Origin of the sequence: Pseudomonas frederiksbergensis, from assembly GCF_035751725.1 — a bacterium.
Taxonomy (GTDB): Bacteria; Pseudomonadota; Gammaproteobacteria; order Pseudomonadales; family Pseudomonadaceae; genus Aquipseudomonas; species Aquipseudomonas frederiksbergensis_A.
Genome location: NZ_CP142104.1, coordinates 5,774,696 through 5,786,593 on the forward strand (window position 1 = coordinate 5,774,696; position 11,898 = coordinate 5,786,593).

Annotated in this window: 11 protein-coding genes; 3 read left to right on the top strand and 8 right to left on the bottom strand. The window is 61.2% G+C overall.

The window, feature by feature from the left end:
- Positions 1–11: 11 nt before the first annotated feature.
- Positions 12–1,682: a putative bifunctional diguanylate cyclase/phosphodiesterase gene (locus VQ575_RS26125; RefSeq protein WP_039590166.1), complete on the bottom strand. Its 1,671-nt coding sequence runs from the start codon at positions 1,680–1,682 to the stop codon at positions 12–14.
- A 273-nt stretch (positions 1,683–1,955) separates the two neighbouring features.
- Here VQ575_RS26125 and rep point away from each other — a divergent pair, with 273 nt between their 5' ends.
- Both rep and VQ575_RS26135 read left to right on the top strand, forming a co-directional pair.
- Positions 1,956–3,965, top strand: a complete 2,010-nt coding sequence (gene rep, locus VQ575_RS26130) for a DNA helicase Rep (RefSeq protein WP_039590845.1) — start codon at positions 1,956–1,958, stop codon at positions 3,963–3,965.
- 50 nt (positions 3,966–4,015) lie between these two features.
- Positions 4,016–4,588 carry a xanthine phosphoribosyltransferase gene (locus tag VQ575_RS26135; RefSeq protein WP_325918699.1) on the top strand — a complete coding sequence of 191 codons (573 nt, stop codon included), beginning with the start codon at positions 4,016–4,018 and terminating at the stop codon, positions 4,586–4,588.
- Positions 4,589–4,621: 33 nt separating this feature from the next.
- Here VQ575_RS26135 and VQ575_RS26140 read toward each other — a convergent pair whose 3' ends face one another.
- The 6 genes from VQ575_RS26140 to dadA form a co-directional block, all read right to left on the bottom strand.
- Complete coding sequence (locus VQ575_RS26140; protein ID WP_039590163.1) at positions 4,622–6,544, bottom strand: acetyl-CoA hydrolase/transferase C-terminal domain-containing protein; 1,923 nt, start codon at positions 6,542–6,544, stop codon at positions 4,622–4,624.
- Positions 6,545–6,679: 135 nt separating this feature from the next.
- Entirely contained in the window at positions 6,680–7,093 is a 414-nt protein-coding gene (locus VQ575_RS26145) for a c-type cytochrome (protein ID WP_039590161.1), read from the bottom strand.
- Between the two features lie 183 nt (positions 7,094–7,276).
- Positions 7,277–7,825, bottom strand: a complete 549-nt coding sequence (locus tag VQ575_RS26150; protein WP_030138196.1) for a cupin domain-containing protein — start codon at positions 7,823–7,825, stop codon at positions 7,277–7,279.
- A 128-nt stretch (positions 7,826–7,953) separates the two neighbouring features.
- Complete coding sequence (gene alr, locus VQ575_RS26155; RefSeq protein WP_039590157.1) at positions 7,954–9,027, bottom strand: alanine racemase; 1,074 nt, start codon at positions 9,025–9,027, stop codon at positions 7,954–7,956.
- Positions 9,028–9,124: 97 nt separating this feature from the next.
- On the bottom strand, positions 9,125–9,478 hold the full coding sequence (locus tag VQ575_RS26160; RefSeq protein ID WP_045157285.1) for a RidA family protein: 354 nt from the start codon (positions 9,476–9,478) through the stop codon (positions 9,125–9,127).
- A complete protein-coding gene (dadA, locus tag VQ575_RS26165; protein ID WP_039590153.1) occupies positions 9,450–10,754 on the bottom strand; it encodes a D-amino acid dehydrogenase in 1,305 nt (434 codons plus the stop codon). Before dadA ends, VQ575_RS26160 begins: the two co-directional genes overlap by 29 nt.
- A 155-nt stretch (positions 10,755–10,909) precedes the next feature.
- Between dadA and VQ575_RS26170 the strand changes: the two genes are divergently transcribed.
- Entirely contained in the window at positions 10,910–11,398 is a 489-nt protein-coding gene (locus VQ575_RS26170) for an Lrp/AsnC ligand binding domain-containing protein (RefSeq protein ID WP_003206849.1), read from the top strand.
- A 16-nt stretch (positions 11,399–11,414) separates the two neighbouring features.
- Here VQ575_RS26170 and VQ575_RS26175 read toward each other — a convergent pair whose 3' ends face one another.
- Positions 11,415–11,768, bottom strand: a complete 354-nt coding sequence (locus VQ575_RS26175) for a YkgJ family cysteine cluster protein (protein WP_030138200.1) — start codon at positions 11,766–11,768, stop codon at positions 11,415–11,417.
- Positions 11,769–11,898: the final 130 nt, after the last annotated feature.

Here is an 11,898-nt window from a genome sequence, read left to right on the forward strand (position 1 = left end):
CCGGGTTTGTGTCAGCTGATTTCCAGCATCGATTGCTGGTCACCCTCGAACGTCAGGTATTCCACCAACTCCACCAGCGGCAACGGCTTGCTGATCAGGAACCCCTGCACCTGATCGCATCCGAAACCGCGCAGCAAGTCCAACTGCTCGCGGGTCTCGACGCCTTCGGCCACCACTTCGAGGTTGAGGTTATGGGCCAGGTTGATCATCGCGTGCACCAGCTTGCGGTTCTCCTCACGCTGTTCCATGCCGCCGACGAAGCTCTTGTCGATCTTGAGCAGCGCAATCGGCAGGCTGTTGAGATGCACGAACGAAGAGAACCCGGTGCCGAAATCGTCCAGGGAAAACCGCACCCCCAGGCGTCCCAGGGCATCCATGGTCTGCTTGACCAGTTCGCTGCGACGCATGACGGCAGTTTCGGTGAGTTCGAATTCCAGCCACTGGGCTTCGACGCCGCGTTCGGCAATCAGTCGACTCAGGGTCGGCAGCAGTTGGCTGTCCTGGAACTGCCGGAACGACAGGTTGATCGCCATGTGCAGCGGCGCCAGCCCGCGCTCGCGCAGGGCCTGCATATCGCGCAGGGCACGGGAGATCACCCAGTAGCCCAACGGCACGATGAGGCCACTTTGCTCGGCCAGCGGCACGAACTCACTCGGCGGCAACAACCCGCGCTCGCCATGACGCCAGCGCACCAGGGCTTCGAGGCCGACAATCGTGCCATCGGCCAGGTTCAGCCGAGGCTGGTAATGCAATTCCAGTTCATCACGACGCAATGCCCGTCGCAGCTCGCTTTCCAGGTCGGCGAGGCTGCGGGCATTGCGGTTGATGCGCTCATTGAAGATGTGAAAGGTGCAGCCTTGGGTGCTCTTGGCCTGCTGCATGGCAATATGGGCATGCCACATCAAGGGGTCCGCGCCGGCCTGCGCCCGGGCGTGGGCAATGCCCAGGCTGCAACCGATCAACAGGCTTTCACCGTCCACCCAGTAGGGTTCGGCCATGGCTTCGGTGATGCGTTCGGCCATCCACTCCGCTCGTTGGGGCGCGCGGCGGGTGTCGATCAACAGGGCGAACTCGTCGCTCCCCAGCCGGGCCAACTGATCGCCGGCCTCCAGCGCGCCCTTGAGCCGCGAGACCACTTGGAGAATCAAACGATCGCCGGCCTGGTGGCCGAGGGCGTCATTGGCGTGGCGGAAATTGTCGAGATCCAGGTGACCGAGGGCCAGGCCACGGCCTTCGTTTTCAGCCAGGCGCGCCGCCAGCAAGGTCTGGAAGCCCTGCCGGTTGGCGATGCCGGTCAAAGGGTCCTGCTCGGCGAGCCGTTGCAGGGTGTTTTCCAGCACCCCTCGCTCGCGCACGTGGCGCAGGCAACGGCGCAGCGTCGCCTCGTCGAGGGTGTCGCGCACCAGCCAGTCGCTGACGCCATCCGGGGACGCCGCAGGCTCGTGCTCAAGCAACAGAACCGTCGGCAGACGACAACGTCCCGGCCCCGGCTGCAGGGTAGCAACGGTCAGCAGCACCGCGTTGCGGTTGTCCTCGAACAGGCTGCTGACCGAGTCCCAGCTCGGGGCACTGATCAACACGACCGAGGGCCCCAAGGGCGCCAGGCACTCGCGCAGTATCGCTGACCACTCAGGCGTTTCGGCCAACAACAGCAAACGCAAGGGTTCGACAGGCGTAGACAAGCTGACTCCCTAGACTCTGCAAGGTGGTAGGCGCGGGGCATTATGACGCGCCAATGGTCAATCACCAATGCCAATGGTTCTCAAACACCCACTTTTGAGGGTTTATTCACCCAAAAACGAACGTTAGACCTAAATTCTGTCCGCATCCTGAGGGAAAGTCACAAAAGCGGCAATTGCAATGATGTGCCGCGTCACAAGTCGGACAGGCCAGCACAATTCTCAGAGCCTGTTAAAATGCCGGCCCATTTCGCAAACGACTCCCTGAACCCTGTCATGTCCCGACTCAATCCCCGGCAGCAAGAAGCCGTGAACTATGTCGGCGGCCCTCTTTTGGTGCTCGCCGGTGCAGGCTCCGGCAAGACCAGCGTGATCACCCGCAAGATCGCGCATTTGATCCAGAACTGCGGCATCCGCGCCCAATACATCGTCGCCATGACCTTCACCAACAAGGCCGCCCGGGAAATGAAAGAGCGGGTCGGTGGCCTGTTGCGCGCTGGCGAAGGCCGCGGCCTGACGGTCTGCACCTTTCACAACCTGGGCCTGAACATCATCCGCAAGGAACACGCGCGGCTGGGCTACAAACCGGGCTTCTCGATTTTCGACGAGACCGACGTCAAGGCCCTGATGACCGACATCATGCAGAAGGAGTACTCGGGCGACGACGGCGTGGATGAGATCAAGAACATGATCGGCGCCTGGAAAAACGACCTGATCCTGCCGCCCGAGGCCCTGGAAAACGCCCGCAACCCCAAAGAACAGACCGCCGCCATCGTCTATGCCCACTACCAGCGCACGCTCAAGGCGTTCAACGCGGTGGACTTCGACGACCTGATCCTGTTGCCGGTCAAGCTGTTCCAGGACCACGCCGACATCCTCGAGAAATGGCAGAACAAGGTCCGCTACCTGCTCGTGGACGAATACCAGGACACCAACGCCAGCCAGTATCTGCTGGTGAAGTTGCTGATCGGCAAACGCAACCAGTTCACCGTGGTGGGCGACGATGACCAGTCGATCTACGCGTGGCGCGGCGCACGGCCGGAAAACCTCATGTTGCTCAAGGAAGACTATCCCTCGCTCAAAGTGGTGATGCTGGAGCAGAACTACCGCTCCACCAGTCGCATCCTGCGCTGCGCCAACGTGCTGATTTCCAACAACCCCCACGAGTTCGAAAAGCAACTGTGGAGCGAAATGGGGCACGGCGATGAAATCCGCGTGATCCGTTGCCGCAACGAAGACGCCGAAGCCGAGCGCGTGGCCATGGAAATCCTCAGCCTGCACCTGCGCACCGACCGGCCGTACAGCGACTTTGCGATCCTGTACCGCGGCAACTACCAGGCCAAGCTGATCGAGCTGAAATTGCAGCATCACCAGGTTCCCTATCGCCTGTCGGGGGGCAACAGCTTTTTCGGTCGCCAGGAAGTGAAGGACCTGATGGCCTACTTCCGCCTGATCGTGAACCCGGACGACGACAACGCCTTCCTGCGGGTGATCAACGTGCCGCGCCGGGAAATCGGTTCGACCACGCTTGAAAAACTCGGCAACTACGCCACCGAGCGCAAGATCTCGATGTACGCCGCCACCGACGAAATCGGCCTGGGCGAGCACCTGGACAGCCGCTTCACCGACCGCCTGGCGCGCTTCAAGCGTTTCATGGACAAGGTCCGCGAGCAGTGCGCCGGGGAAGATCCGATCTCGGCGCTGCGCAGCATGGTCATGGACATCGACTACGAGAACTGGCTGCGCACCAACAGCTCCAGCGACAAGGCCGCCGACTACCGCATGAGCAACGTCTGGTTCCTGATCGAGGCGTTGAAGAACACCCTGGAAAAAGACGAAGACGGCGACATGACCGTCGAGGACGCCATCGGCAAGCTCGTGTTGCGGGACATGCTCGAACGCCAACAGGAAGAGGAAGAAGGCGCCGAGGGCGTGCAGATGATGACGCTGCATGCCTCCAAGGGCCTGGAATTTCCCTACGTGTTCATCATGGGCATGGAAGAAGAAATCCTGCCGCACCGCTCCAGCATCGAGGCCGACACCATCGAAGAAGAACGGCGCCTGGCCTATGTCGGCATTACCCGGGCACGCCAGACGCTGGCCTTCACCTTCGCCGCCAAGCGCAAGCAATACGGCGAGGTGATCGACTGCGCCCCGAGCCGCTTCCTCGATGAGCTGCCGCCGGACGACCTGGCGTGGGAAGGCAACGACGACACGCCGACGGAAGTCAAAGCCGTTCGCGGCAACAATGCCCTGGCGGATATACGCGCGATGTTGAAGCGTTAGACTATTTTTCACCTATTCCAGGCGCTGAACGCGTCATCAGAGGAGGCTTCATGGAAGCCCTGCACCAGAAAATCCGCGAGCTAGGCATCGTGCTGTCCGACCAGGTCCTGAAGGTCGATGCGTTTCTCAACCACCAGATCGACCCGCAGTTGATGAAGCTGATCGGCGATGAGTTTGCCGCGCTGTTCAAGGATTCGGGCATCACCAAGATCGTCACCATCGAAGCCTCGGGCATTGCCCCGGCGATCATGACCGGGCTGAACCTTGGCGTGCCGGTGATCTTCGCTCGCAAGCAACAGTCCCTGACCCTGACGGAAAACCTGCTGACGGCCACCGTATATTCGTTCACCAAGAAGACCGAAAGCACCGTTGCCATCAGCCCGCGTCACCTGACCAGCAGTGATCGGGTATTGATCATTGATGACTTCCTGGCCAACGGCAAAGCCTCCCAGGCGCTGATCTCCATCATCAAGCAGGCCGGCGCCACCGTTGCCGGGCTGGGGATCGTGATCGAGAAGTCGTTCCAGGGCGGCCGCGCGGAGCTGGACGCCCAAGGCTATCGCGTCGAGTCGCTGGCTCGGGTGAAGTCGTTGGCGGGTGGGGTCGTGACCTTTATCGACTGATCCCCCGTTCAACCCTGGGGGAGTTGCGGGCCGCTAAGGTGCAGTCGCCTTGAGTCCCGCCAGCAGCAGCCGCTGGTACAACTCCTCCTTCAGCCCTTCCGGGGTCGTCAACTGCATCCGCTCCAGATGCCCGGCAAACTCCCAGGGCTCCGGCGCATCCAGCGCGGCTTTGCCCAGTTCCAGAATCTCGGTGAGCTTGAACTTGCTCTTGAGCCAGTTCAGCGCCCGCAACAAGTCCCGCTCGACCCCATCGAAATCGCAGCCCAGCGGATATTCGGGAAACAGGTTCGGATGCCGTGCCTGGATCGCCTGCAAACGCTCCGATGTATTGTCGGCAAAGCGTGGATCGAGACGAAAATCCTTCGGCAGCTTGCCAGCATTTTGCGCTTGCTCGATCAGCCCGGGCTGGAAGCGCGAGTCGCTGATATTCAGCAACGCCTCGATCACCGCGGCGTCGGTCTTGCCCCGCAGGTCGGCGATGCCGTACTCGGTTACCACGATGTCGCGCAGGTGCCGGGGAATCGTGCAGTGCCCGTAGTCCCAGACAATATTGGAACTGACCACCCCTCCTGACTCTCGCCAACTGCGCAACAGCAGGATCGAGCGCGCTCCTTCCAGCGCATGCCCCTGGGCAACGAAGTTGTACTGCCCGCCCACGCCGCTGAGTACCCGCCCATCTTCCAATTGATCGGCCACCCCGGCACCCATCAAGGTCATGGTGAAGACGGTGTTGATGAAGCGTGCATCGATGCGCTGCAAGCGCTTGAGCTGCTCCTGGCCGTACAACTCGTTGATATAGCTGATGCGCGTCATGTTGAATTCACGCAGACGGCTCTGCGGCAGCTCCCGCAGACGCTCGTAGAAACTGCTCGGACCGAGGAAGAACCCACCGTGTATGCAAATGCCGTCGGGTTGCGCCGCCTCGTCGAGTGTCCCGGCGTTGGCCTGCGCCTGGGTCGGCTCGTCGGGATAGACCTTGCGCCGGATGATCCCGGCCTCCGCCAGCACCAGCAAACCGTTGACGAACATCTCACTGCATCCATACAGCCCCTTGGCGAATGGCTCGACGCCGCCCTCACGCTCGATCAACTGCGCCCACTGGCTGAGGTTCACATCTGCCAGCAGGGCCTGGTAACCGGCGTTATCGGCTTGGCGCGCCAGCAGTGCCGCCGTCAATGCGTCGCCCATGGAGCCGATGCCGATCTGCAACGTACCGCCGTCGCGCACCAAGGTACTGGCGTGCAGGCCGATCAGGTGGTCCTGGATACCCACCGGCATGTTCGGTGTGGAGAACAGCGTGTGGCTGTCCTTTTCGTCGATCAGCAAGTCGAAGTCGTCGATGCCTATTTCCGCATCCCCAGGCATATAGGGCAAATCGCTATGGACCTGGCCAACCATGAGAATCGTTTCCCCCGCCTCGCGCCGCTTGGCAATCATCGGCAACAGATCCAGGGTAATGTCCGGGTTGCAGCTCAGGCTCAAGCGATCCGGATGCTCGGGATCGCTCGCCACCAGTTGGGCGATCAGGTTCAGGCCGGCCCCGTTGATGTCCCGGGCCGCGTGGCTGTAGTTGCTGCTGACATAGTCCTGCTGGGCGGACGCGCTGTGCAGAAGGCTGCCGGGCTGCATGAAGAATTGTTGGACGCGTATATTGGCCGGCAGGCTGTCGCGCTGCAGGTCGGCGAGGTAATCGAGTTCGGGATAATCGCCGAAGACCCGTTCGACGAAGGGTTCGAGGAAGCGCTTCTGCAACCCATCGCCCAGGCTCGGTCGGCCCAGGCTCAGCGCCGTGTAGAGGGTCAGTTGTCGCTCGGGCAGTTGCGCGATGCGCCGGTACAGCGCGTTGGCGAACAAGTTGGGCTTGCCCAGCCCCAGGGGCATGCCGAGGTGGATATGCGTGGGCAGGCGCTCAAGCACATCATCCACCGCCTGTTCGATTGAACACAACTGCACCATCCGACCCTCCGGGACATTCCATGAATGTGGGTTGGACCGAGCTTGCCGGGTCTTGGTTGCGATGAACAGTCCTGAAAAATCCCAGGCGCAAAAAAGCCGCTCGTAAGCGGCTTTTTTGTGAGCGATGCGGGCGTATTACAGGCCAGACATCTCTTTGATGGCGCCTTTGAGCTCTTCATCGGAGCAATCGGCGCAGGTGCCTTTCGGCGGCATGGCGTTAACGCCGGTGATGGCCTTGGCCAGGATGCCGTCGAGACCACCTTGATGGTCGGCGCGTTCTTTCCAGGCTGCCTTGTCGCCAATTTTTGGAGCGCCCAGCAAGCCCGTGCCGTGGCAAGCATTGCAATGCTTGGCAATCACGTCTTTTGGCGCCTTGGCACCGCCAGCGCCGCCAGCCGCAGTGGCCACTTCCATTCCCTTGCATTCCTTGCCCTGGACGCAAACCTGGCCTACGGGTTCAAGGCGCTTGGCGATTTCATCGTTGGGCGCCGCTTGAGCGCTCGCAGCCCATAGGGCCAATACGGTTGCTGGTGCAGCCAGCATTTTCATAATTAGGTTCACGCGTACACCCTCAATGGTGGCTAGTCACGCCTGCGGCCACGGTTTGCAGGCGGGCGCAAGTATAGCGGTAAGCCTGTCACTTCGAAACAACCCCAAAGTCACAAGGGTCTTGTTTGTCATGACAGCCCAACAGGTGGGCGCCTATGCCGTGCGGGCCTGGCGCCTCTTGGTCTAGAAATTGGCCGGCGTGGCTGCGCTGATCAGTCGCGCCGGCACGTCGAACGGATTACGGAAACGGTGTGGCTTGGTGCTTTCGAAATAGTAGCTGTCGCCCGCCTCGAGCACGAAGGTTTCGGCACCGACGACCAATTCCAGCCGCCCTTCCACCAGGATTCCGGTTTCCTCGCCTTCATGGGTGAGCATCTCGTCACCGGTGTCGGCGCCAGGCGGATAGATTTCATTCAAAAACGCAATCGCCCGGCTCGGGTGCGCCCTGCCTACCAGTTTCATGGTCACGGCGCCGTCGGAGATGTCGATCAGTTCGTTGGCTTTGTAGACGATCTGGGTCGGTTTCTCCTGGAGGATTTCTTCGGAGAAAAACTCGACCATGGACATGGGAATCCCGCCAAGGACCTTGCGCAGCGAGCTGATCGAGGGGCTCACGCTGTTCTTCTCGATCATTGAAATGGTGCTGTTGGTGACGCCCGCGCGCTTGGCGAGTTCACGCTGGGAAAGGCCTTTGAGTTTACGAATGGATTGCAGTCGTTCACCGACGTCCAATGCTGGAGCCTCCAGGGAATCAGGTTGTGTGTAAAGTGAGCGTTATCATGGCGACAGCGTTCAGTATTTACAACACCTTGGCCCGAATCCTGTGCGGTGAAGCGACTTTCGGTAGGTCACGCTGGGTGTCAGCCCTCGGAATAGAGCCTTGGCACCCGCCGCAGGTTGCAGAAAATCTGGTAGGGAATCATGTCGGCAGCCTTCGCCACGTCACTGGCGAGGACATTCTTGCCCCACAGCTCCACGGTTGAGCCAAGCCCGGCTTGAGGAATATGGGTCAAGTCAACGGCCAGCATGTCCATCGATACCCGTCCGACCAGTTGGCTAGGCTGCCCGTCCACCATCACCGGCGTACCGTTGGGCGCCTGGCGCGGATAGCCGTCGGCGTACCCCATGGCAACCACACCGACTCGGGTCGGTTGCGCCGTGACAAAGCGCGCACCATAACCCACGGGCTCGCCGGCGGGAAGTTCACGCACGCTGATGATTTTCGATTCCAGCGTCATCACCGGTTGCAGGCGCGAAGCAACGGCATTCGCCTCCTCGAAAGGTGTCGCGCCGTACAACATGATGCCGGGCCGCACCCAGTCGCTGGGAATCTGCGGCCAGCCCAGCACTGCCGGCGAGTTGCGCAGACTGACCTCGGCCATCAAGCCCTGGCGGGCCTGCTCGAAGACCGCCAGTTGCTGAAGGCTGCTGGTGTCGTGCAGTTCATCGGCACGGGCGAAGTGGCTCATCAATACAATCTTCGCCACCTTGCCACTGGCCAGCAGGCGCCGATACGCCGGCTGGAAATCGTTCGGGTGCAATCCAACCCGATGCATGCCCGAATCGAGCTTGAGCCAGACCGTGATCGGCTTGCTTAGCGTCGCGCGTTCGATCGCTTCGAGTTGCCATAATGCATGCACCACGCACCACAAATCATGCTCGACGATCAAGGCAAGCTCATCGGCCTCGAAAAACCCTTCCAGCAGCAGGATGGGCCCGCGAATCCCACCGGCCCGAAGCTCCAGGGCCTCTTCGATGCACGCCACCGCGAAGCCGTCCGCCATATCTTGCAAGGCTTCGGCGCAGCGCACCGCGCCGTGCCCATAGGCGTCGGCCTTGATGACCGCAAGAGCCTTGGCCCCCGTAACTTCGCGGGCCAATTGATAGTTGTGACGCAGGGCTTGGAGATCGATCAGGGCACGGGCAGGACGCATGGCGGCAGGCTTCTAGGCAGTCATGAGTAAAAAAACCGGCGCGGGCTGACGGCTTCAACCATCAACAGCGCCGGGAGAGGGAGAGTTTCGCCAGCTTTCAGGGCAGCGCAGCCACGACGGACAGTTCCACCAGGATCTGCGGTTCGCACAACTTGGCCTCCACCGTGGCGCGCGCCGGGGCGACGCCCTTGGGCAGCCACTTGTCCCAGATTGCGTTCATGCCCGCGAAATGGGCATCGATGTCCTTCAGGTAGATGGTCACCGACAGCAAGCGTTGCTTGTCGGTCCCAGCCAGGTCCAGCAGGCGCTCGACATTGGCCAGAGCCTCGCGAGTCTGCTGCTCGACTCCGGCGCTCATGTCGTCGCCGACCTGTCCGGCCAGGTAAACGGTGCCGTTGTGCACGACAACCTGACTCATGCGGTCATTGGTGAGCTGGCGCTGGATTGCCATGTTTTGCGGACTCCTGGGGTTTGCTGCCATAACGGGAAATATCGAGGCCTTCGGCGCTGATCTGCGGCTTTTTCTTCGCCATCAGGTCCGCCAGCAGGCGACCGGAACCGCAAGCCATGGTCCAACCGAGGGTGCCGTGGCCGGTGTTCAGGAACAAATTCTTGAACGGGGTAGCACCCACGATGGGTGTGCCGTCCGGGGTGGTCGGGCGCAGGCCTGTCCAGAAACTGGCCTGGGCCAAGTCTCCGCCCCGAGGATAAAGGTCGTTGACGATCATCTCCAGGGTTTCGCGCCGACGCGGGTTCAGCGAGAGGTCAAAACCGGCAATTTCCGCCATGCCACCGACGCGAATACGGTTGTCGAAGCGGGTGATCGCAACCTTGTAGGTCTCGTCGAGAATGGTCGAGGTCGGTGCCATTGCCGGATCTGTGATCGGCACGGTCAGCGAGTAGCCCTTGAGCGGGTAAACCGGCGCGCGGATACCGAGGGGCTTGAGCAGTTGCGGCGAATAGCTGCCCAGGGCCAGGACATAACGGTCGGCCGTTTCCAGCTTGCCGTCGATCCACACGCCGTTGATACGGTCACCGGCGAAATCCAGGCGCTCGATGTTCTGGTCAAAGCGGAATTGCACGCCGAGCTTCACGGCCATTTCCGCCAGGCGAGTGGTGAACATCTGGCAGTCGCCGGTCTGGTCGTTGGGCAGGCGCAGCGCACCGGCGAGGATGTCGGTGACATTGGCCAAGGCCGGCTCGACGCGGGCGATGCCTTCGCGATCGAGGACTTCAAAGGGTACGCCGGACTCCTTCAACACGGCGATGTCCTTGGCCGCGCCATCGAGCTGGGCCTGGGTGCGGAACAGTTGGGTAGTGCCGAGGCTGCGGCCTTCGTAGGCAATGCCGGTTTCGGCGCGCAACTCGTCGAGGCAGTCACGGCTGTATTCGGACAGGCGAACCATGCGCTCCTTGTTGATCGCATAGCGGCTGGCGGTGCAATTGCGCAGCATCTGCGCCATCCACAGATATTGATCAATGTCGGCAGTGGCCTTGATCGCCAGCGGTGCGTGACGCTGCAGCAACCACTTGATGGCCTTGAGCGGCACACCCGGCGCGGCCCAAGGCGAGGCGTAACCTGGCGACACCTGCCCGGCGTTGGCGAAGCTGGTTTCCATGGCAGGCGCCGGCTGACGGTCGACCACCACCACTTCAAACCCGGCACGGGCCAGATAGTAAGCACTGACGGTACCGATGACGCCGCTACCCAAGACCAGAACGCGCATGTTGAAACCCTCATCGCGGATAACCGCTGACGTTTGTTATACAAAGCTTAGATGCGCGCAGTGTAAAAAAGATCAGCCAGTGCTTTTCACTATATAAACACCTATATTTGGCGAGAATTCTCGGCAAAAACCGTTTTCATGGAGGCGCATCACCTGTGCGTACCAATACCCAGACCAAACGCGAGCTGGACAAGATCGACCGCAACATCCTGCGCATCCTCCAGGCGGACGGGCGAATTTCCTTCACCGAGTTGGGGGAAAAGGTTGGCCTCTCCACGACGCCGTGCACCGAGCGGGTCCGACGCCTGGAGCGCGAAGGCATCATCATGGGCTACAACGCCCGGCTCAATCCGCAACACTTGAAGGGCAGCCTGCTGGTGTTCGTCGAGATCAGCCTCGACTACAAGTCCGGCGACACCTTCGAAGAATTCCGACGCGCAGTGCTGAAATTGCCTCACGTGCTGGAGTGTCACCTGGTGTCGGGGGATTTCGATTACCTGGTGAAGGCGCGGATTTCCGAGATGGCCTCGTACCGCAAGCTGCTGGGCGACATCCTGCTCAAATTGCCCCACGTGCGCGAGTCCAAGAGCTATATCGTGATGGAGGAAGTGAAGGAGAGCCTGAACCTGCCGATTCCGGATTGAGCCCGGCTCCAGGCCGCTAGACCAGCACCTGGCGGGTGCTGGCCATGTATTCATGAATCTGCTTCTCGACACGCGGATGGATCAACTCCACCGGACGTCGACCATTGGGGCACGGCAGGGTCGCCGTCGTACCAAACAGCCTGCAGATCAGCGGCCGCTCGTCATACACCGTGCAACCGTTCGGCCCCAAGTGCACACAGTCGAGCGCCTCCATGGCGGCATCTTGCTCGGCGCGGGTCTTGCGCGGCAGGCGCGCCATCTCCTCCGGCGAGGTGGTCACCGGACCGCAGCAGTCGTGACAGCCCGGCACGCACTCAAACGTAGGAATCTGCTGACGCAGCGTGCGGATTTTTTGACTGTTGCAGCTCATCGAGGCGGTTACCGGGTCTGGACAGGCTTGGATTGTGCCTTAAAAGCCGCAGGCCAGACACCGCCAGCCGACCAGTGTTGCCGACGGAGGAAAGCACGGCTTATGCTCCGTAAAATTTCTCAAACACAAC